Annotated in this window: 16 protein-coding genes; 5 read left to right on the forward strand and 11 right to left on the reverse strand. The window is 70.3% G+C overall.

Features of this window, described 5'->3' with window-relative positions:
* Window positions 1–116: 116 nt before the first annotated feature.
* The 9 genes from hrpB to AAG565_RS10480 form a co-directional block, all read right to left on the reverse strand.
* Window positions 117–2,597, reverse strand: coding sequence for an ATP-dependent helicase HrpB (hrpB, locus tag AAG565_RS10440; RefSeq protein ID WP_348819613.1), 2,481 nt, complete (start codon window positions 2,595–2,597; stop codon window positions 117–119).
* A gap of 61 nt (window positions 2,598–2,658) precedes the next feature.
* Window positions 2,659–4,620: a hypothetical protein gene (locus AAG565_RS10445; RefSeq protein ID WP_348819533.1), complete on the reverse strand. Its 1,962-nt coding sequence runs from the start codon at window positions 4,618–4,620 to the stop codon at window positions 2,659–2,661.
* 114 nt (window positions 4,621–4,734) lie between these two features.
* Window positions 4,735–5,457: a type III pantothenate kinase gene (locus AAG565_RS10450; protein ID WP_348819534.1), complete on the reverse strand. Its 723-nt coding sequence runs from the start codon at window positions 5,455–5,457 to the stop codon at window positions 4,735–4,737.
* An 8-nt stretch (window positions 5,458–5,465) separates the two neighbouring features.
* Window positions 5,466–6,443 carry a biotin--[acetyl-CoA-carboxylase] ligase gene (locus tag AAG565_RS10455; protein WP_348819535.1) on the reverse strand — a complete coding sequence of 326 codons (978 nt, stop codon included), beginning with the start codon at window positions 6,441–6,443 and terminating at the stop codon, window positions 5,466–5,468.
* Window positions 6,428–7,075: a glycerol-3-phosphate 1-O-acyltransferase PlsY gene (gene plsY, locus AAG565_RS10460; RefSeq protein ID WP_348819536.1), complete on the reverse strand. Its 648-nt coding sequence runs from the start codon at window positions 7,073–7,075 to the stop codon at window positions 6,428–6,430. Before plsY ends, AAG565_RS10455 begins: the two co-directional genes overlap by 16 nt.
* A complete protein-coding gene (locus AAG565_RS10465; protein WP_348819537.1) occupies window positions 7,075–8,871 on the reverse strand; it encodes a PDZ domain-containing protein in 1,797 nt (598 codons plus the stop codon). Before AAG565_RS10465 ends, plsY begins: the two co-directional genes overlap by 1 nt.
* 69 nt (window positions 8,872–8,940) lie before the next feature.
* Window positions 8,941–11,055 carry a TonB-dependent receptor gene (locus tag AAG565_RS10470; RefSeq protein WP_348819538.1) on the reverse strand — a complete coding sequence of 705 codons (2,115 nt, stop codon included), beginning with the start codon at window positions 11,053–11,055 and terminating at the stop codon, window positions 8,941–8,943.
* 129 nt (window positions 11,056–11,184) lie between these two features.
* Complete coding sequence (locus AAG565_RS10475; RefSeq protein ID WP_348819539.1) at window positions 11,185–11,928, reverse strand: DUF4197 domain-containing protein; 744 nt, start codon at window positions 11,926–11,928, stop codon at window positions 11,185–11,187.
* Between the two features lie 28 nt (window positions 11,929–11,956).
* Window positions 11,957–13,642, reverse strand: a complete 1,686-nt coding sequence (locus AAG565_RS10480) for a CehA/McbA family metallohydrolase (protein ID WP_348819540.1) — start codon at window positions 13,640–13,642, stop codon at window positions 11,957–11,959.
* 47 nt (window positions 13,643–13,689) lie between these two features.
* On the opposite strand from AAG565_RS10480, the gene AAG565_RS10485 reads away from it, so the two are divergent.
* The 5 genes from AAG565_RS10485 (at window position 13,690) to purD (ending at window position 18,917) form a co-directional block, all read left to right on the forward strand.
* On the forward strand, window positions 13,690–14,604 hold the full coding sequence (locus tag AAG565_RS10485) for an alpha/beta hydrolase (protein WP_348819541.1): 915 nt from the start codon (window positions 13,690–13,692) through the stop codon (window positions 14,602–14,604).
* A complete protein-coding gene (locus AAG565_RS10490) occupies window positions 14,601–15,494 on the forward strand; it encodes an alpha/beta hydrolase (RefSeq protein ID WP_348819542.1) in 894 nt (297 codons plus the stop codon). The genes AAG565_RS10485 and AAG565_RS10490 overlap by 4 nt, the downstream gene beginning before the upstream one ends.
* 51 nt (window positions 15,495–15,545) lie before the next feature.
* Window positions 15,546–16,877: a serine/threonine-protein kinase gene (locus AAG565_RS10495; protein ID WP_348819543.1), complete on the forward strand. Its 1,332-nt coding sequence runs from the start codon at window positions 15,546–15,548 to the stop codon at window positions 16,875–16,877.
* A gap of 82 nt (window positions 16,878–16,959) precedes the next feature.
* Window positions 16,960–17,529 (forward strand): glycine zipper 2TM domain-containing protein, encoded by a 570-nt coding sequence (locus tag AAG565_RS10500; RefSeq protein ID WP_348819544.1) that lies wholly within the window; start codon window positions 16,960–16,962, stop codon window positions 17,527–17,529.
* A 107-nt stretch (window positions 17,530–17,636) separates the two neighbouring features.
* Window positions 17,637–18,917, forward strand: a complete 1,281-nt coding sequence (gene purD / locus AAG565_RS10505) for a phosphoribosylamine--glycine ligase (RefSeq protein ID WP_348819614.1) — start codon at window positions 17,637–17,639, stop codon at window positions 18,915–18,917.
* 61 nt (window positions 18,918–18,978) lie between these two features.
* On the opposite strand, the gene rho is transcribed toward purD, so the two are convergent.
* The gene (rho, locus tag AAG565_RS10510; RefSeq protein WP_348819615.1) at window positions 18,979–20,238 is read right to left on the reverse strand and encodes a transcription termination factor Rho; all 1,260 of its coding nucleotides are present in this window, start codon (window positions 20,236–20,238) and stop codon (window positions 18,979–18,981) included.
* Window positions 20,239–20,514: 276 nt separating this feature from the next.
* Window positions 20,515–20,856, reverse strand: coding sequence for a thioredoxin TrxA (trxA, locus tag AAG565_RS10515; protein WP_348819545.1), 342 nt, complete (start codon window positions 20,854–20,856; stop codon window positions 20,515–20,517).
* Window positions 20,857–20,900: the final 44 nt, after the last annotated feature.

Below are 20,900 nucleotides of genomic sequence, written 5' to 3' on the forward strand. Positions count from 1 at the left end.
AGTTGTTCCTTTCCATCAGCAAAGCCCAGCGTCCCGCCGCCTGACAGCCCCTCACTCAGACCCACCCTTCAGGCTCATCTCTGGATTGGAAAGGACTGGAATTTGTCGCGCGCGATTCAGGTCCCTTTCGGCTTGGCGCGCCGCGTCGGCGGCGCCGCGAGCGGATCGTCCGGCCAGGGGTGGCGCGGATAGCGTCCCTTCATGTCCTTCTTCACGTCGGCGTAGCTGCCGGCCCAGAAACCGCCCAGGTCGGGGGTGACGGCGATCGGGCGCTGCGCCGGCGACAGCAGTTCGACAGCGACCCGGATGCGGCCGTCATTCACCGTCGGCGTCGATGCGCAGCCGAACATCTCCTGCAGCCGCACGGACAGCAGCGGCGCTTCCGGCGGCCGGTACTGCAGGCGAATGCGTGAACCGGTCGGCACCTCGAGATGCGTCGGCGCGAGGCGGTCAAGGCGCTGCCGGGCCGCGTAGTCGAGGCGCGCTTCGAGGATCGCGCGCAAGTCCAGACGCGCCAGATGCTCGCGCCGCGTGACGCCGGCCAGGTGCGGCCGCAGCCAGTCGTCCAGTGTCTCCATCAGGGCCGCATCGCCGACGTCCGGCCAGTCCTCGTCCGGCCGCCACGCGCGCAGCGACAGCACCCGCGCCTGCCATTCGCGCGCCGCCTCGGTCCAGGGCAGCACGTCCAGGCCCAGCTTGCGGATGCCTTCGAGCATCGCCGGCGCCGTATCGACGCCATCACCCGGCCGCAGCGGCTGGCGTTCCAGCACCAGCGCACCCAGGCGCAACTGCCGCTCGGCGACGACGGCCTCGGACTGCGCATCCCAGGTCACGCTCACCTCGCGCCGCAACCCTTGCGCGTGATCGGCGCGCACGCTCGCCTCGTCGAGCGGCGCGGCCAGGCGGATCCGCCGGTGCGACCCCGGCTCCCAGTGCGCGATCGCCAGCCATTCCCGCTGCGCCAGCGGATCGGTCTCCGGCAGCCGCGCCTCGCCGCCATCGACACATTGATACGCGACTTCGCGCACACCGCGATGACCGGGGCGGCGGCGCGCGATGCGTTCCGGATAGGCCCAGGCGACGATGCGGGCGACCTCGCCGGCATCGGCGACGAGCGTGGTCCGTGCATCCGCGTCCACCCCGAGCAGGCGCTGGAACTGTCGCGCGGCCTCGGCGACGCGCCGCTGCGCGGCCGGCTCGGCACCCCGGCTCAGGTAGCACTCGACCTTGTCGGCGAGATCGAGGCTGCCGCCGTCGCGCTCGTCGAGCACTGCCGCGACCCAGGCCGCGAGACTGCCCAGCCCCCGTTCCTGCGCGCGCAGCAGCATGTGCGCCCGTCGCGGGCTCGTGGGCAGACGCGCCAGCGCGCGGCCGTGTGCGGTGATGCGCCCGCGCGCGTCGATCGCTTCCAGCTCGGACAGCAGTTCGCACGCATGGCGCCATGCGACCGGCGGCGGCGAATCCAGCAGGCGCAGACGCTGCGGGTCGTCCACACCCCAGGCGGCGAGCTCCAGCGCGAAGCGGGTCAGGTCCACGGCCAGGATTTCGGGCGTGTCGTGGGCGGGCAGCGCGCCGTGCTGATCGGCCGTCCACAGCCGGTAGCACACCCCCGGACCCAGGCGCCCGGCACGGCCGGCGCGCTGGTCGGCGGACGCGCGCGACACGCGCTGCGTCTCCAGCCGGTCGGCGCCGGCGCCCAGATCGAAGCGGGCGACGCGCACCAGGCCGCCATCGACCACGGTGCGCACACCCTCGACGGTCAGGCTGGTCTGCGCCAGGTTGGTGGACAGGATCACCTTGCGCCGCCCGCGCGGATCGGGCAGCAGCGCGGCATCCTGTTCCTGCGCCGGGAGTTCGCCATACAGCGGAAACACGCCGACGGCGTCGGTCAGGCGGTCCTGCAGGCTGCGCTGCGCGACGCGGATCTCGCGCGCACCGGGCAGGAAGGCCAGCACGTCGCCCTCGGTTTCACGCAGCGCGCTGACGACCGCCTGCGCGACGGCGACACCATGCTCGGCATCGGCCGGTGCCGGCCGATGACGGATCTCGACCGGGAACAGCTGGCCACCGCTTTCGACCACCGGCGCCCCGCCCAGCAGCCGGGCGACACGCTGCGTGTCGAGCGTCGCCGACATCACCAGCACGCGCAGGTCCGGGCGCAGGGTCTCGCGTGCGTCCAGCGCCAGCGCCAGCGCCAGGTCGGCGTCGAGCGAGCGCTCGTGGAACTCGTCGAAGATCAGCAGGCCGGCATCGGGCAGTTCGGGATCGGCTTGCAGGCGTCGCGCGAGCAGCCCCTCAGTGACGACCTCGATGCGCGTGGCCGGCCCGATGCGACGCTCGAAACGCACCTGGTAGCCGACGGTCTGGCCGACCGTCTCACCGAGCAGGCTGGCCATGCGCCGCGCGGCGGCGCGCGCGGCGACGCGCCGCGGTTCCAGCATCACGATCCTGCGCCCTGCCAGCCACGCTTCGTCCAGCAGCGCCAGCGGCACGAGCGTGGTCTTGCCCGAACCCGGCGGCGCCGACAGGACCGCGCTGCCGCCCGCGAGCGCGCCGCGCAGCGCGTCCAGCGCCGCCAGCACGGGCAGTTCGGGCAGGGCAATCGTCACGTTGCGGCTCGCTTGCAGGCCGCATAGTGTAGGTGAGCGCGGGTGCGCCTCAGGGCGTCGGCGGCAGATCCATCGAAATGATGCGCACGCTGTCGATCGCCACCGTGTTCATCGTCACCGTCGCGCTGCCGATCTCGACGCCGAGCAGCTTGAGCAGGGGATCGAGCAGCGAATCGACCAGCGCACCGGTCGGCGACAGGATCGTGCCCAGCAGCGCCACGACGGGATTGAGCACTGCGTCGAGGATGTTGCCGACCGGGATCGACAGCGTGCAGATGCCGAGGACCTTGAGCAGGCAGATGCTGCTGCCCGCATCCGGATGATCGGGATCGGTGGCGGTGATCGACAGGCTGTTGAACAGCGACGACACCGTGCCGCCAATCAGGCCGGTCGAACCGACGGTCTGCGGATTGTCGGCCACGGACGCGGCCGGCGGCACGCCGTCGGCCTGCCAGTAGGGGGTCGGCTCGTGCTCGATCCACTGGAAGCTGCTGACATCGCGCGGCAGCGGCTGCTTCGCGGCACTGCCGACCGTGGTCTGCGCCGGCCCCGCCAGGAACAGGTTGACCTTGATCTGCGCCAGCAGGCCGCCGAGCAGATTCACCGTGACACCCAGCAGCTGCGCGGCGCCATTGCTCAGGGCCGGCGCGCTGAGCGGGTTGCCGGAAAACGTGCCGAGCTTGAGATCGGCCACCGCGGCGCGCGCGCTCAGCTCGGTCACCAGATCCGGACTGGCGCTGCGCGGACAGCGGATGCGGTCGAGATAGGCCGCGGCCTGGGCGACATCCAGGTCCAGGCCGAGATTGAGGGGTGTGACGGACACCGAGCCGATCAGTCCGCCACCGAGCAGCAGCGTCAGCGCGTTGGTGACCGTGCTCAGGGCGTCCACCTGCATACGCAGCATCAGGCGGATCTGCGCAGTGCGTGCCTCCGCTTCGCCGGGACGCCCCATGCCGCTGAACTGCGCAGGCTCCAGCACGCGCAGGAAGACCTGGAGCGTCGTCACGCCCGGGATCGAGACCGCAACCGGCAGTGCGATCGGCGTCGTCGCGCCGGACGCATCGGCGTTGGCCGCGGCGCCTGCGGCGATCAGCAGATCGAGCAGGTTGATCGACGCCACGTCGGCGCCGTGTTCGTCCACGGTCGGGAACAGCAGGCCCAGCGGAACGGGGTTGTTGCTTCCCGACTGCGCCGCCGTGGCGAGGCTGTGCAGCAGCGAGACCACCGTGCCATTGGCGGTACCGGTCAGGGCGTCGGCGAGCCCCTGGAGCAGGCTGCCGAGCAGCGGGTTCTGGGTGCTCAGGGCCAGCGGGTCCGACAGATCGTGCGCATCCAGGCCGATCGCCGTGGCGAGCACCCCGAGCGGAATGCGGACGCCCGCGAGTCCGTTGTAATCGGCCGCGGTCAGGCTGACGCTGCTGCCCAGCAGGCCGGACAACAGGGCGTTGGCGATGCCGCCGTCGAGCGCGAGCAACCCGCTGCCGACGAAAAAGCTGCCGACGGCCGCCTGCTCGGCCGTCGCCGAGGCGGTGAGAAAGCGGCCCTGCTGCGAAGGCAGGATCGGCAGGAACGGTTGCGGAAACGGCTGTCGCAGGGTCACGCGCACCGCTTCGGCGTTCGCGGCCAGCGTCGATTCCAGACTGCGGTACGGACCGGGATGCGTCTCGTCGGCGGAATTGACGATGGTGGTGCCAAGATCGACCTGGGTCGCCGCCAGCGCGTCGGAGGCGACGCCGTTGCTGAGCAGGGTCTGCTGGACCAGCGCCTCGATGTCGGCCTGCGTCGGCGTCCCCTCGATCGACTCCACCGCGCAGCCGCCGACGACGCGCGCGGCGTCGAGCGCAGCGAGGTTGGCCTGCTTCTGCAGCGCCGTCTGCGCCCAGTACATGCGGCCGATCTCGATGGCGAACATCACCGCGGTGATCGCGGCGAGCAGGGCGATGGCGGCGAAAACCGCGGCAGCGCCGCGTTGGGCCCGCCTTCCGTTGCGGAAATCTGTGTGCGCCTTCATGTGCCCCTACCCGCTGCCAGCTGGACCGCAGCTTTGCAGGCTTGCGCGCCGATTCCGCGGCCCGGCCGTTCGGCGGTGCCGGACAGCCGACGAAGTGCGCTGCAGCAGACCGGCTCAGGCGCCCCGGGCGTAGGCCAGCAAGCCCTCCAGCACCAGGTGCGGGCGGTGTTCCCAGTCCGTCGGCAAGTGCGGGCACAGCAGGCCGGCGTCGCCGCCGGTGATCAGCCGTCGCGCGGGCGCCCCCGCCGCCACCGCTCCGCGCTCGATCGCCCCGAGACAGGCCAGAAACGCGCCCTCACGCACGCAGGCCTCGGTGTTGCGCCCGAACCGGGCCTGGTAATGCGCCGGGCTGGCGCGCGTCTCGAAACGCGTGTGCCCCAGCGTCGCGCGCTGCTGGGTGTGCAGGCCGGCACAGATCACGCCACCCAGGTGCTGGCCGCGCCCATCGACGCCATCAATCGTCAACGCCGTGCCGGCATCGACCACGCAGAACGCCGACGGCTGCTCGGCCCAGGCGGCGATCATCACCAGCCAGCGGTCCACGCCCAGGCGCTGCGGCTCGTCGTAGGCACTGCGCAGTCCGCGCCACTGCGCCGTGCTGCGCGCGAACTGAGGGTCGAGGCCGTAGCGCTGCCGCAACGCCTGGGCCAGCGCCGCCTCGTGCGCCGCGCCGGTGACGTGGGCGACCCAGATGCCATCCGGCACGTCCGGCGGCAACTCGACCACCGTCGCCGCCGGATCGCCGTGATGCAGCGCGGCACCCGTGTGCAGCAGTCCGTCGCCGCTGGCCAGCGCCCACTTCAGGCGCGAATTGCCGATGTCGAGCAGCAGGTTCATGGGCGCCCTCAGATTCGCACGCTGACCTCGCCGGAATGCAGCCGGTGCCGCTGCCCGGCGGCCTCGACGATCAGCGCGCCGTCGGCATCGACGCCGCAGGCGCGCCCCTCGAAGCCATGCTCGCCCTGCAGCACGCGCACGACGCGGTCGCGCGTGACGTCGAACACCGCCCAGGCCGCGGCCCAGGGCGCGAAGCCGCCCGTTCCGTAGCGTGAAAACAGCTCATGCAACGCGCGCAGCAGTTCGATCGCCAGCGCGTTGCGGCTCAACGGCGACCGGCCGGCCGCGCGTAGCGCCTCGTCGAGATTGATCCAGGGCTGCTGCACCTGATCGTCCGGCAGCGCCGGCACGCACAGGTTGAGACCGATGCCGGCGACGATGCGACAGCGCCCGCCCGCCTCGCCCCGGTGTTCGAGCAGGATGCCGCCGAGCTTGCGGCCGGCGACCTGGATGTCGTTGGGCCACTTCAGGCCCACCGCGGCGAGACCCTGCGCGCGCAGCACCTGCGCGCAGCACACGCCCACCGCCAGCGGCAGCGCGCCCAGTTGCGGCGGAATCGCGTCGAAGGACCAAGCCAGCGACAGCGCCAGCTGCGCGCCGAACGGCGACACCCAACTGCGTCCGCGCCGGCCGCGGCCGGCGGTCTGCAGTTCGGCGAGGAAGACTTGCGGGTCGGCGTCCGCCGGCGCGGCCATCGCCTGCGTGCTGGTCGAATCGGTGACGGTCAGCACGGAGATGCGCAGCTCGGGCAGCGCCGCCTGCAGGCGTTGCGCGTCGAGACGCTCGATCGCGTTCGGCAGCCGGTAACCCAGCCCCGTGCGTGCCTCGACCGACAGCTGCCAGTCGGCCAGCCGCGCGATGCGCTTGGCCAGCGCCGCGCGGCTGATGCCGGCGGCCTGCGCCAGATCCTCGCCGGAATGCCACTGGCCGTCGGCCAGTCGATCGACCAGCGCCAGCAGTTCCGTCTCGCTCAGTGCGTGAGCCATCGTCGCCACACCATCGCCCTGTCGAAGCGGTGTTCGGTTCCGGCAAACAGCCGCCGGACGTTGTCGCGGTGCTTCCAGATCACCAGCGCCGCCATCGCCAGCGTGAATGCGCCGGCGGCGGAGAAGATGCCCGCCGCGCTGAAGCAGGTCACGTAGAGAATCGCGACCAGGGTCGCGACGATCGTCGCCAGGCTGACGTAACCGCTGAGCACGACGACGAGCACGAAGCTGCCGAGCAGCCATGGCAGCGATGCGGTCAGCAGCGTGCCGAACACGCCGGCGAGCGTCGCCACGCCCTTGCCGCCACGAAAACCCGCAGTCACCGGGTAGCAGTGCCCCAGTGCGACGGCGACGCCGCAGACATAGGCCTGCTCGCCGCGCGCCAGCAGCGGCTGGCCGATCACCGGCAGCTGCGGGACCAGCGCGCTGGCCAGCACGCCCTTGAGCACGTCGATCGCCAGCACCGCGAGCGCGAACTTCGCCCCCTGCGTGCGCAGCGCGTTGGTCGCGCCCAGGTTGCCGCTGCCGAGCTTGCGCAGGTCGATGCCGCCGCGCAGTGCGCCGATCACCTGTCCGCCCATCACCGTGCCGATGAGATAGGCGAGCAGCGTCTGCAGGATCGTGTCGATCATCAGGCCCCCAGCCAGTCCTTGCGGCGTTCGAGCACCGCGCCCGTCGCATCGGCGAGCGTCAGCACCCAGGTGTCGGCGCGCGCCGGCGCCGGGGTGAGGTCGAACTGCAGCAGCGCATCGTCGCGGAACACGTGCAGGGCGACACTGCGTCCGGGTTGCAGCCGCATCAGCGCCTCGCTCCAGCCGGCGCCGGTCACGCGCCAGCCGTCGAGCGCGACCAGCTGGTCACCGGCCTGCACGCCCGCCCGCGCCGCCGGACTGGCGCTGAGCACGCTGGCGATGCGCGTGTCGCCGGCGCGCAGTTGCAGGCCCGTCCACACCGGCAGCGGGGTCTTGTTCGAACGCCCACCGTCATCCTTGTCGCCATGTGGCGCACGACGCGCCACGTGCACGCCGAAATCGGTCAGCAGTTCGGCCAGCGGCAGCGGCTCGGTCGAGCGCAGCGCGCGATCGAAGAACGCACGCAGATCCAGGCCCGAGACCTCCTGCGCCAGCGCTTCCAGCCCGCCCTCCGGCACCGGCACGCCCGGCGCGCCCCAGCGTTGCCAGGCGGCACGCATGACGTCGTCGAGCGTCTTCGTCGAACCCACGCGCAGCCTCAGGTCCAGGCACAGCGCGGCGAGCGCACCCTTGACGTAGTAGCTGACCGTCGCGTTCGGGCTGTTCTCGTCCGGCTGGTAGTACTTGGTCCAGGCCTCGAAGCTGGCGTCAGCGAGCGTCTGCACCAACGCGCCGGGCGCGCGCTCGATGCGCGTCGCGTTCTCGGCGACCAGATCCAGATAGGTCGCCGCATCGATGAGGCCCGCGCGCAGCAGGAACAGGTCGTCGTAGTACGAGGTCACCCCCTCGTAATGCCAGAGATCGCGCGTGTACGCCTCCGCGCCGAGATCCGACTCGGCGAAGCGCTGCGCGGTGATGCGCTTGACGTTCCACAGGTGGAAGTACTCGTGGCTGCACAGGCCGAGAAAGCCGCGGTACTCCTTGCTCAGGCCGGTGTCACCCGGACGCGGCAGGTCCTTGCGGCTGCAGATCAGCGCGGTCGAACTGCGGTGTTCGAGGCCGCCGTAGCCGCTGCCAACGACGTTGGCCAGGAACAGGTACTGCTCGAAGCCCGGTCCGCGCCCCGGCTGCTGGCCGAACAGTTCGCGTTCGACGTGGCAGATGCGGCGCAGGTCGGCGACGAGCCGCGCGCGGTCCGGCTCGCAGCGCCCGGACAGCACCAGCGCGTGCGGGATGCCGTCCACGTCGAAGTCGAGGCGTTCGAAGCGGCCCATCTCGACCGGATGGTCGATCAGCGACTCGTAGTCGTCGGCGTGATAACGGCCGAAACCGGCGGCATCGACATCGATCGCCGCCAGCGTCGTGGCGACGCGCCAGTCGGCGCACAGCGGGTCGTCCGGCCGTTGCAGCACCACCTCGAAGCCGCCCCGTTCCATGCCCTGCGGGCAGTAGAACAGCGAACTGCCGTTGAAGAAGCCGCGCTGCAGGTCCAGGTACGCCTTGCGCACCGACGCGTCGAAGGCGTGCACGCGATAACGCAGCGTCAGCGCACCGGCACAGGGCGCGACGCGCAGCGAGCGCTTGTCGAGGCGCTCGACCGCCAGCGCCCGCCCATAGCACTCGGCCGACACATCGACGACATGCTTGGCGAAATCGCGCACCAGATAGCTGCCGCGGATCCACGACGGCAGGCGGAACGTCTGCCCGGCGGGATCGGGACGGTCGATGCTGCAGCGGACTTCGAACAGATGCTCGCGCGGCGCGGCCGGGCGGACGTGGTAACGGACGGCGGACATGGACGGACGATGCGGATCGGGCGCTCATTATGAAGCGAGCGCCCGATCCGGTCCGCCTGCCGTGGCGCGCTACAGGTCGATGCCGACCATCAGCTCCAGCGTGCGCGCCGGCATCCGGTAGTACTGGCCATCGCCAAGTTCGCTCTCGGACACCGGATCGCGCGCGTCGGTCAGGTTGCTGCCGACCAGCTTCAGGTCCCAGCCGTGGAAGCGGTAGCCGAGCATGGCGTCGATCACGTCGAACGCATCAGCCTTCGACGTGTTGCGCTTGTTCAGATAGCGGTGCCCGGTGTAGGCATAGCTGGCCGCGGCCTGCAGGCCATGGGCCGGCGCGTACACCAGACCGGCCGATCCGGTGTTGCGCGGCGCCAGCTCCTGGTAGTTGCCGCGCAGCTGCGTGAGCGTGCTGCCGAACAGGCGTTCGTAGTCGCCGAAGCGCAGGTCGTGGCGCGCGTAGGCGCCGAAGATGCGCAGTGCGTCGAGGACGCGGTAGCTCAGTTCTGCCTCGGCGCCCTTGAAGAACAGCGTGCCGGCATTGGTCAGACCCGGCGTGCCGTTGACCTCCTGCGGCACGACCAGGTTCTGCATGTTCATGTAGAAGCCGCTGACATCGAACTGCAGGCGGTTGTCGAGCCAGCGCGTCTTCACGCCCGCTTCGTAGCTGCGCGCGGTTTCCGGCTTGAGGATCTCCGCTTCGGCCTCGGGGCCGAAGTCGATCGCCGCGGGCTTGAAGGTGTCGCGGTAGTCGGCGAACAGCGTCACGGTGTCACCATCACGCTGCCACGCGCGCCAGCTGATGCCCAGCGTGCCGGACAGGCGCGTCTCGTCGCGCGTGTCGCGGGCCGGGACGTCGTTGCCGTTGTCGTCCTCGGCTTCGCCGTCGCGCTTCTCCTGCGTGCGGTTCAGGCGCAGGCCGGCGAACAGATCGACGCGCTCGACCGGCTGCCATTCGACCTGTCCGTACACGCCCAGGAACGTGCGCTCGTCCTCCAGCTCGTTGCTCGACACCACCGGCCGGCTGCCGCTGCCGGGCGCGTTGCCGCCCTTCTTCGGATCGACCGAGTAGGTGAAGATGTCCGATGCCTGCTCGCCGCTTCCGAGCAGCGCGTCGGCGCCCCACACCAGGCGCAGGCCCGGTGACAGCGTCGAAATCAGGTGCGTGTCGAAGTACAGGTCGCTGACCTTGCGGTCCTGGATGAAGCCGCAGGCGTTGTCGCCGCTGTCGGACGGACGGGTGCCGCCTTCGCAAGCCTCGGCGACGAAGCCGCGGATGATGTCGTTGCTCGTATGCGTCAGCGCCAGCGTCGTCCCCCACTCGCCGAGCGCCGTCGGACGCACATGCTGGCCGGCGAGGTGGAAGCGGTTCTCGTCGAGCCTGGCGTCGGATGGATTGAAGTTGGCGTCGGTATCGACCGTCGGGTCCAGGCCGGTGCTGACGCGCGGATACGGGCTCTGCGGCGCCTGGCGCAGCAGCTTGATGTCCACATCGAAGCGCGTGTGGCCGCCCCAGAGGTCGCTGCCCAGGCGATAGGCGACGTGTCCACGAGCCAGCTTGGCCTGCTCGTCGGCATAACGCTGGCGCTCGATGTCCGCGGACAGCGACTGCTGCCAGTCGCCGAGCGCCGGCAGCGCCAGCGCCGCGGCGGCCGCCGCATTGCCGGCGTTGCCGGCGACACCGCCGGCGGACACCGTGGCGCGCTGCGCAGACTGCCCGGCCGGATAATGGATGACGTGGATCACGCCGACGAAGGAGGTCGCGCCGTACATCACTGGGGCGGCACCGCGCATGACCTCGATGCGTTCGACGTTGTGCAGGTCCAGCGTGGTCAGCGCCGGGTTGAAGGCACCGCCCCAGGGCACGTCGTCCACGACCAGCAGGAAGGCATCGAACTCGCGCAGCCCCCAGAACGCCGGCACCGATCCGGCCGGACCGGAATCGCCGCCGGGCGAGATCTCGACGCCGGCGACGCCGGCGAGCGCGGTGCGCAGGTCGGCGGCGCCGCGCGCACGCAGCTCGTCACCGCTGATGACGCTGACCGAGGCCGGCGTCTCCAGCAGCGGCGTGGCGATGCGCGTGGCGGTGACCTGGACCGCCGGCAGCTGCGCCGGCGCGTCGGCGCGGGCCGGTGACGCAGCGGACAAGGCAGCTGCCAGCGCCGGCAGCGCCATCGTGATCTTGTACATGATTTCCCCCGAATGATGGTCGTCACGGCGGGCGCAGCTCGCCCGTGCCGGCAGCATTCTGGCGATTTGTTAGTGAATTGTTAATAGTGGAAACCGCCCAGCACACCCCGGAGATGCCGCAACCGGCACTCAGTCGAGGCGGGCGAAGACTTCGCGCATCAGCTCGGTCGCCCGCGCACGCGGATCGCGGCGGATGCGCGCCTCTTCCGCGGCGATCATGTAGAAGATGCCATCGAGAGTCTTCGCGGTGACGAACGCATCGAGGTCGGTGCCTTCGACGCCGGCCGCCCGCAGGATCGGCCCGTAGTCGGCCATCAGTGCCTTGTACTTCTGTGTCGCACCGGCCTGCTGCGTCGCCGCCGCCACTTTCAGCCGCAGCTGCGCCTCCAGCGCGGGCCCCGAAGTGCGCCGCAGGTACTGCGTCGCCGCGTCGTCCCCGCCCTGGAGCACGCCGCGCACATCTTCGATCGTCATCTGCCGGATCGCTTCGGAGAAATACCGTGCGGCCTGCGGCGCGGCCTGCTCGGCGGCACTGTTGAGCGCCAGGTGGAAGGCGTCGAGCGCCTGGTTGAGTCCGGCCCGGCGCAGGGTGCTCTCCGCCTTCGCCAGACCGGCCGGCAGCGGAATGCGCACGGCCGCGTTGCTCCAGAAGCCATTGGGCCGGCCGAGGACGGCGAGCGCGGCCTCGACCCCCTGCTGCAGGGAATCACGCAGGGCAGCGTCGATCTGCGCGTCGCCGAGTGTCGCCACGGACGGTGGCGGGCTGGCCGGCGCCGGTCCGGCGGCGCCCGGATCGTAGGCCGCGCAGCCGCTCAGCAGAGCCAGCGGCAGGACCCAGGCCGTCATCCGGATCATCGTGTGAGACTTCGTCATGTCTGTACGCATCGGAAGCTTCCGCCCGTCACGGCGCCTTGAGGAAGATCGGATTGCCCAGTGTAGTGCGCGACGTCGCGTCGCGCGTCTGGATCCGCCACATCGTGCCCAGCGGCCCCTCGCCGAGCGGCACACGGAAGGCCGGCAGGCGGATGACGAACGGATCCGAAACGATCGGCACCGCCATGAACAGGACGCCATCGCGCAGCACTTCGAGCAGCTGGGACTGACCGCCGGTGACGACGATGTCCAGCGTCACCGTTTCGCCATCGCCGACTTCGAGCGTGTCGCCGAAGATCGCGCGACGACCGTCGGCGGTGGTCGCGGAGAACTCGAGCGCCGGGCTGCCCTCGACACCGCGCGTGCGCACGTAGGCATGCCCGGCCCTGATCGCCGCGCTGAGCGCCGTGCGCGACAGCGTCTCTGCGTACACCGCCGTGACCGACGAACCATAGCCGCGGCGCCGGCGCTCGGCCGCGTCCGGTTCGACGCCCTTGGAATCCGAGCCGGACACGCCGGTGATGCGATGGCCCTGGCGCAGATGGTCCTCCCAGAGCTGGATCGCCGTGGTCATGAACGGGTTTTCGATCTGCCCCGCCGGCAGGGGCAGGCCGATATCGCCGGCGGTGGCGATGACCGGGCCGTTGAGGATCTCGATCGTATCGACCTGGTTCCAGTCGATCGCATCGCCGAGCGTGAACTCGCAGCCGCGGCAGAAATTGGCGAACAGCGGACCGGGGAAGCTGGTCGGGTGATTGACCTGGAACAGCGCACCGTCGGCCTTGGCGTCGCGCTGGATGCCGCCCAGGCTCACGTCCTCGAAGCCGTGCCGGTACTCGAAGGTCGAGGGCGTCTCGCCGTGCGTCGTCGCATGACCGAAGTAGGTGATGATCTCGCGCCCCGGCCAGATCAGCAGGTCGGGGTTGGCGCGCTGCACCGCGCCCAGCGTGCGCCAGTGCTGGCCGGTCACGTACTCGGTGACCATCAGGAAATCGAGCTGCGCGGCACGCGCCTGCGCGATGAAATCGTCCCAGTCCGGCGCATGCGGATTCGAGTGGAAGGCGTGCATGTGGAAGTCGCCGTGATACCAGCCGGGTTCGGGCCGCGCGACGTGCGCGGCGTCCACCGGGTCGTCGGCCGGCGTCAGGCCGCCGCCGGCCTTGCATGCGATGCGCACGGTCCAGTCGGCGCCATCCGGCCCGACCGCCGCGATACCCAGCTCGGCGAACCACGTGCCGGGCAAGATCGGTCCCGGCAGATAGCCGCGCTCGGCCGCGCCGGCCTCGACGAACACCGGCGGCTGGTCCAGATCGATGCGGCCCTGGCGCGAGCCGGACCAGCCGCGGAAGCCGTCGCGCGCGCGGTAGCCGTGCGCATCCCAAAGGCCCAGGTCGAAGGTCGTCGCGGTCAGCGGCGTGCCCGGCAGCGTGCCGCTCTCGGACCAGCCGTAAGCCAGTTCCACGCGGCCGGTGCCGGAGGCCACCGTGAACGGCAGCATGCGGTAGGTCCGCGCCTGGTCCGGTCCGGCGTGGCCCGCATACTCGACCGCCGGGCCGCCCGGCACGCAGGCGCTCGCCGGCGGCGTCGGATCGGGAGTCGCGGTCGGCGCGGGCGTGGCCACGGCCGCCGACCGGCTGCCGCCGCCACAGGCACCCAGCCCCAGCGCGAGCAGCAGCGCGAAGCCTACGGACATGCACGGGCGCGGCAGAGTCATGCGGTGATTCTACGATCCGCGTGCGACGGCTTGGTTATGCTTCGCGCATGAACAAGACCCTTTCGCTGCGCTCGCACGTCCTGCGCCTGATCGTCCGCTGGCTGATCGCCCCCACCGTCAGCGGCACGGCGCCGGTCGCCGTCCGGCGCCGCCAGCTCGAACGGCTGACGAAGCTGTCACGCCTGCCGTTGCCGTCCGGGACACAGATCGAGGCGACGACGCTCGGCGGTGCGCCGGCCCTGCGGGCACGCAATACGCGCGTGGCATGCCGACGCACGGTGCTCTATCTGCACGGCGGCGCCTATGCCGTCGGCTCGACCGAGGTCTATCGCGAGTTCACCGCGCATCTGGCACGCGCCTGGCAGGCACAGGTCTATGCCATCGACTACCGGCTCGCGCCGGAACATCCCTACCCGGCGGCGCTCGACGATGCCCTGGCCGCCTACCAGGCCCTGCTGCAGCAGGGCGTCACGGCCGCGGAGCTGGTGGTCGCCGGCGACTCCGCCGGCGGCAACCTGAGCCTCGCGCTGGCGCTGCGCCTGCGTGACGCCGGCCTGCCGCTGCCGGCCCGGCTGGTGCTGCTGTCGCCGTGGACGGACATGACGGTCAGCGGCCCGTCGGCGGCGGACAAGCCGCGCGACGACATGCTGATCACCGCCAGCATCCGCCGCGCGGCGCAGGACTACCTCGCCGGCGCCGATGCGCGGGCGCCGCTCGTGTCGCCGCTGTTCGCCGACCTGCGTGGCCTGCCGCCGACGCTGATCCAGGCCACCGACACCGAGATCCTGCTCGACGACGCGCGCCGCCTCGCGCAAGCGATGCGCGAGGCCCGGGTGCCGGTCGAGCTGCGTGTGTGGCCGGGCCTGTGGCACGTCTGGCCGTTGTTCGCCGGCAAGCTGCCGGAAGCCGATGCCGCCGTCGCCGAAGCCGCGGCCTTCCTCGACGGCCGGCGCGTCGCATGAGCCTGAGCCGCTGGCGCGACACCGGCGAGCGCTTCGATTTCAAGGGGCATTCGATCTTCCATCACCGGCACGGCGCCGGTGCCGCGGCGCTGTTGCTGATCCACGGCTTTCCGACCTCGTCCTGGGACTGGGAGCCGATCTGGCCCGGTCTGTGCGCGGAGTTCCAGCACGTGTTGGCACCGGACCTGCTCGGTTTCGGTTTCTCCGAACGTCCGCCCGGCCACCGCTACTCGCTGATCGAGCAGGCGGATCTGTGCGAGGCCTTGTTGAACCGTTTCGGCGTCACCACCGTGCACCTGCTGGCCCACGATTACGGCGACAGCGTCGCCCAGGAGCTGCTGGCGCGCGATCTGGAACGCGGCGGCAGCGGACTGCGCATCGGCTCGGCGGTGCTGCTCAACGGCGGCCTGTTCCCCGAGGCGCACCGTGCCACCGGGACGCAGAAGCTGCTCAAGAGCCCGCTCGGACCGCTCGCCGCGCGGCTGATGAACGAGCGCAGCTTCGGCCGGTCGTTCGCCAAGGTGTTCGGCCCGGAGACACGGCCTTCGCCGATCGAGCTGCACGATTTCTGGCAGATCGTCTCGCAGAACGACGGCCGCCGCGCGCTGCCGCGCCTGCTGCGCTATATCGACGAACGCCGCCGTCAGCGCGAGCGATGGGTCGGCGCACTGGTCCACGCGCGCATGCCGCTGCGCCTGATCAACGGCCCCGCGGACCCGGTTTCCGGCCAGCACATGGCCGATCGTTACCGCGAACTGGTCCCCCATCCCGACGTCGTGCTGCTGCCCGGCATCGGCCACTACCCGCAAGTCGAGGCGCCCGACCGCACGCTGCGCGCCATTCTCGACTTCCACCGCAGGCGCGTCGCACCGGCCGCAGCAGGCGGCTGACACGACCGGGGCGCGGCACTATGCTGCCCGCCTGATCCCTGCGCGCACCGCATGACCGACACCACCGCCGTCACCGAATCCGGCCGGCCGAGCCGCTTCCCCGACCAGCCGCCCGAACGCATCGGCAAGTACGAGGTGCGCGGCGAGGTCGGCCGCGGCGGCTGCGGCGTCGTTTACAAGGGCTTCGATCCGTTCGTGCAGCGCGACGTGGCGCTCAAGGTCGCGCTGCAGGATGCCGCGCTGCGCAGCGACGAGGCGCACACGCGCGCGTTCTTCGCCGAGGCGCACGCCGCCGGCATGCTGCAGCATCCGAACATCGTCGCGCTCTACGACGCCGGCGTCGAAGGCGACCTCAGCTATATCGTGATGGAGTTCATCGACGGCGAAACCCTGCTGCCGATGTGCCGGCCGAACACGGCGCGCATGCCGCTCGAACAGGTGGTCGATATCGGCTACAAATGCGCCAAGGCGCTGGACTACGCGCACGGCAAGGGCGTCCTGCATCGCGACATCAAGCCGAGCAACATCATGTTGACCCGCGACGGCACGCCCAAGCTGATGGACTTCTCGATCGCCGAGATCCGCAGCGCCGAGCAGGACGACAGCCCGCGCTCGGTCATCGGCTCCCCGCCGTACATGTCGCCGGAACAGATCGCGCGCGCGCCGATGGGCCCGCCCAGCGATCTGTACTCGCTCGGCGCGGTGCTGTTCCAGCTGCTGACCGGCACGCCGCCGTTCACGCATGCACAGATCCCCGAACTGTTCCGCGCGATCCGCAACCAGCCGGCGCCGGACGTCCACGACCTGCGCCCGGACGTGCCGGAGGCGCTGTCGGACACCGTTGCGCGGCTGCTGCTCAAGGATCCGGCGCAGCGCTTCCAGACCGGGGCGGAACTGGCGTCGATCCTGTCACGCCTGTTCGACCAGCTGCACAGCGTCGGCCAGCAGGTCAGCCGCCGCGAGTCGCGCGACTCGCTGCGCCGCCTGCACTTCTTCAACGCCTTCAGCGACGACCAGATCGACGAGATCCTCAACGCCAGCACGATGATGACCTACGCCCCCGGACAGACGCTGATCGAGGAGGGCGAGATCGACAACGCGCTGTATCTGCTCGCGCGCGGCAGCGCCGACGTGCTCAAGGGCGGCAAGCCGATCGGCCGGCTCGACAAGGGCGACTGCGTCGGCGAAGTCGGCTTTCTGACCGCCGCGCGCCGCACCGCCACCGTCGTCGCCGCCACGCCCGTGCTCGCGCTGAAGGTCAACGCCGCGCTCATGGACCAGGTGTCGCGCGACTGCCAGCTGCGCTTCTACAAGGTCTTCACCGAGACGTTGATCTACCGTCTTTCGCTGACCAGTGCCAAACTCTCCGCTCTGTCGGCCTGAAGCACCCGGGTGCGCCACATTCAGCCGGCACTCAGCGGCGGGATTTAGGCTGCGCCGCATCTGGTCCACCAAGGGGGTTGTCGTGAAACACCTGTCGTTCCTGCCCATCGTTACCATCGGTGTTCTGGCGCTGACGCTCGCCGCCTGTTCTCCGGACAATCCGCTGCCGGCGCCGACACCGACGCCCACCCCCACGCCGACGGCGGTGCCGACGCCGGAGCCCACGCCGGAGCCGACTGCGACGCCGCGTCCGACCGCACGGCCCACCGCCAAGCCGGCGGCGGCACGGCCGGCGCCGGTGCCCGTACAGCCGGCGATCTGCGCCAGCTGCGGCACGGTGTCGTCGATCACGGAGGTCGAACAGAAGGGCGAAGGCAGCGGTGCGGGCGCGGTCGCCGGTGCGGTCGCCGGTGGTGTCGCCGGCCATCAGTTCGGCAAGGGCAAGGGCAAGGACGCGGCCACGGCGGCCGGCGCGATCCTGGGCGCCATCGCCGGTCACCAGATCGAGAAGGAAGTCCGCTCGTACAAGACCTACGACGTCGCGGTGACGATGGAGGATGGCAGCTCGCGCGTGATCAACGTGACCGATCTCGGCGGCCTGTCGGTCGGCGCCAGGGTGCGCGTCGAGGGCAACAACATCTACCTGCGCTAGCCGCAGCTTGCTGGCCCAAGACCCCGCAGGCAGGACAGGCTGCGGGGTCTTTGTTTGTCCGTAAAATACCGGCCCTTTCCGGTTCGGGCGATGTCATGGCGCAGGCAATGAAGGTTCTGGTGATCGGCTCCGGCGGTCGCGAGCACGCGCTGGCGTGGAAGCTGGCGCAGTCGCCGCGCGTGGCCGAGGTGCTGGTCGCGCCGGGCAATGCCGGCACCGCGCGCGAGGCACGCTGCCGCAATGCCGCCGTCGCCGCCGAGGACATCGCCGGACTGGTGGCCCTGGCGCAGCGCGAGCGCATCGATTTCACGGTCGTCGGTCCGGAAGCGCCGCTGTCGCTGGGCGTGGTCGATGCCTTCCAGGCCGCCGGCCTGCGCATCTTCGGACCGCGTCGCAACGCCGCGCAGCTCGAAGCCTCCAAGGCTTTCACCAAGGACTTCCTCGCGCGGCATCGCATCCCGACAGCGCAGTACCGTGTGTTCACCGAAACCGCACCGGCGCAGGCCTACATTGCCGAGCGCGGCGCACCGATCGTCGTCAAGGCCGATGGCCTGGCCGCGGGCAAGGGCGTCGTCGTCGCGCAGAGCGTCGAGGAAGCGCAGAGCGCCGTGGGCGACATGCTCGGCGGCACGCTGCTCGGTCAGGCCGGTGCGCGTGTGGTCGTCGAGGATTTCCTCGACGGCGAGGAGGCCAGCTTCATCGTCGTCGCCGCCGGCACGCAGTACGTGGTGATGGCGACCAGCCAGGATCACAAGCGCATCGGCGACGGCGACACCGGCCCGAACACCGGCGGCATGGGCGCGTACTCGCCGGCGCCGGTGGTGACCGCGGACGTGCACGCCCGCGCCTGCCGCGAGGTGATCGAACCGACGCTCGCCGGCATGGCGGCGGAAGGCGCACCCTTCACCGGCTTCCTCTACGCCGGCCTGATGATCGACAGGAACGGCGCGCCGCGCGTGCTCGAATTCAACGTGCGCATGGGCGATCCGGAAACACAGCCGATCCTGATGCGCCTGGACTCCGACCTGCTCGACCTGCTCGAAGCGGCGGTCGATGGCCGCCTTGACCGCGTCACGCCGCAGTGGTCGCCGCAGCCGGCGCTGGGCGTGGTGATGGCCGCGGCCGGCTATCCGGGCGCGCCCGCCAAGGGGGATGCGATCGACGGCCTCGACGCCGATCTGGGCGTGGCCAAGGTCTTCCACGCCGGCACCGCCGAACGGAACGGCCGCATCGTCACCAGCGGCGGCCGCGTGCTGTGCGTCGTCGCCCGCGGCGACAGCGTGCGCGCGGCGCAACAGGCGGCCTATGCGGCCGTGGCGAAAATCCGCTGGAACGGCGTGCAGTACCGCAGCGACATCGGCTGGCGCGCGATCGCACGCGAAGGCTGAACCGGTCCCGAAACGAAAAAGGCGCCATCGGCGCCTTTTTCGTTTACAGCAGCGTGGAGCATCAATTCCGCTTCATCGAATCGAAGAACGCGGCGTTGGTCTTGGTCTGCTTCATGCGGTCGATCAGCAGTTCGACGGCAGCGATCTCATCCATGTCGTGCAGCAGCTTGCGCAGGATCCAGACCTTGTTGAGGTCGGCCGGGTCCATCATCAGCTCTTCCTTGCGCGTGCCGGAGCGGTTGATGTTGATCGCCGGGAACACGCGCTTCTCGGCGATGCGGCGCTCCAGGTGCAGTTCCATGTTGCCGGTGCCCTTGAACTCCTCGTAGATGACTTCGTCCATCTTCGAGCCGGTGTCGATCAGCGCGGTGGCGATGATCGTCAGAGAACCGCCTTCCTCGATGTTGCGCGCCGCGCCGAAGAAACGCTTGGGCTTCTGCAACGCGTTGGCATCGACACCACCGGTGAGCACCTTGCCGGACGACGGCGCGACCGTGTTGTAGGCGCGCGCCAGGCGCGTGATCGAGTCGAGCAGGATGACGACGTCGCGCTTGTGCTCGACCAGGCGCTTGGCCTTCTCGATCACCATCTCGGCGACCTGCACGTGGCGCGTCGCCGGTTCGTCGAAGGTCGAGGCCACGACTTCGCCGCGCACGGTGCGCTGCATGTCGGTGACTTCCTCGGGTCGCTCGTCGATCAGCAGCACGATCAGATACACGTCCGGATAGTTGGCCGCGATCGACTGCGCGACGTTCTGCATCAGGATGGTCTTGCCGGCCTTGGGCGGCGACACGATCAGGCCGCGCTGGCCTTTGCCGAACGGCGCGACCAGGTCGATGATGCGCGCGGTGATGTCCTCGGTCGTGCCGTTGCCGCGCTCCATCTTGAACTGCTCGTCGGCAAACAGCGGCGTGAGGTTCTCGAAATTGACCTTGCGCTTGGAGACTTCCGGCGGCTCGTAGTTGATCGTATCGACCTTGAGCAGCGCGAAGTAGCGCTCGTTGTCCTTGGGCGAGCGCACGCGACCGGCAATGGTATCGCCGGTGCGCAGCGCGAAACGGCGGATCTGGCTCGGCGAGATATAGACGTCGTCCGGCCCTGCGAGATACGAGCTGTCCGGGCCGCGCAGGAAGCCGTAGCCGTCGGACATGATCTCCAGCACGCCCTCGGTGTAGATGTGATCGCCGCGCCGTGCCGCCGCGCGCAGCAGCGAAACGATCAGGTCCTGCTTCTTGGCGCGGGCGATGTTCTCCAAGCCCTGCTCTTCGGCGAGGGACAGCAGCTCGGCAGCGGTCTTGCGCTTCAGGTCGGGCACCCGGATGATCTTCGGCGGCTCGGTGCGCACGAACTGCTGTTGCGCACCCTCGCCTTCGCCCTCGCCGCCTTCGATCTCGCCCATCCGCGGCCGCGGCATCGGGCCGCCCTCGGCCAGCGCCAGCGATTCCGCTTCGGCCTCGGCCATTTCTTCTTCGAGCGCGAGGTCGTCCGGGAAGCCGTTGCCTGGACCTCCGCCACCACCGCCCTGATTGGCGTTGCCGCCGCCGCGGTTCTTGCCGGGATGGAAGCGCCGACGATGTTTCATGATGTCTTTTGGGATTTAAGCGATGTTGAGATGGGGGGCGACGAAGGCGGCGAGCTGCGCCTTCGCAACGGCGCCGACCTGCGTCGCCGCCGGTGCACCGTTCTTGAACAGGATCAGGGTCGGGATGCCGCGGATGCCCAGCGCCGCCGGGGTCTGCGGGTTTTCATCGACGTTGAGCTTGACGACCTTGAGCTTGCCGACATTCTCCGCGGCGATCTGATCGAGGATCGGCGCGATCATCCGGCACGGACCGCACCATTCGGCCCAGAAGTCCACCAGCACGGGTTGCGACTGGCTGGCCTGCTTGACGTCCTGCTCGAAGCTGGCATCGGTGACGGCGGAGATGTGTTCGCTCATGGAATGACCTCGAAGTGACGTGGGATCGCGGCCCGAGGGCCGCC

Origin of the sequence: Fontimonas sp. SYSU GA230001, from assembly GCF_040066175.1 — a bacterium.
GTDB lineage: Bacteria > Pseudomonadota > Gammaproteobacteria > Nevskiales > Nevskiaceae > Solimonas.

Bases quoted from the DNA above. Each gene is read 5' to 3' on its own strand.
- plsY (WP_348819536.1), bottom strand. From the start codon at position 7,075: ATGATCGACACGATCCTGCAGACGCTGCTCGCCTATCTCATCGGCACG.
- AAG565_RS10480 (WP_348819540.1), bottom strand. From the start codon at position 13,642: ATGACTCTGCCGCGCCCGTGCATGTCCGTAGGCTTCGCGCTGCTGCTC.
- AAG565_RS10490 (WP_348819542.1), top strand. From the start codon at position 14,601: ATGAGCCTGAGCCGCTGGCGCGACACCGGCGAGCGCTTCGATTTCAAG.
- AAG565_RS10475 (WP_348819539.1), bottom strand. From the start codon at position 11,928: ATGACGAAGTCTCACACGATGATCCGGATGACGGCCTGGGTCCTGCCG.
- AAG565_RS10455 (WP_348819535.1), bottom strand. From the start codon at position 6,443: ATGGCTCACGCACTGAGCGAGACGGAACTGCTGGCGCTGGTCGATCGA.
- AAG565_RS10445 (WP_348819533.1), bottom strand. From the start codon at position 4,620: ATGAAGGCGCACACAGATTTCCGCAACGGAAGGCGGGCCCAACGCGGC.
- AAG565_RS10485 (WP_348819541.1), top strand. From the start codon at position 13,690: ATGAACAAGACCCTTTCGCTGCGCTCGCACGTCCTGCGCCTGATCGTC.
- AAG565_RS10470 (WP_348819538.1), bottom strand. From the start codon at position 11,055: ATGTACAAGATCACGATGGCGCTGCCGGCGCTGGCAGCTGCCTTGTCC.
- AAG565_RS10450 (WP_348819534.1), bottom strand. From the start codon at position 5,457: ATGAACCTGCTGCTCGACATCGGCAATTCGCGCCTGAAGTGGGCGCTG.
- AAG565_RS10465 (WP_348819537.1), bottom strand. From the start codon at position 8,871: ATGTCCGCCGTCCGTTACCACGTCCGCCCGGCCGCGCCGCGCGAGCAT.
- AAG565_RS10495 (WP_348819543.1), top strand. From the start codon at position 15,546: ATGACCGACACCACCGCCGTCACCGAATCCGGCCGGCCGAGCCGCTTC.
- purD (WP_348819614.1), top strand. From the start codon at position 17,637: ATGAAGGTTCTGGTGATCGGCTCCGGCGGTCGCGAGCACGCGCTGGCG.
- trxA (WP_348819545.1), bottom strand. From the start codon at position 20,856: ATGAGCGAACACATCTCCGCCGTCACCGATGCCAGCTTCGAGCAGGAC.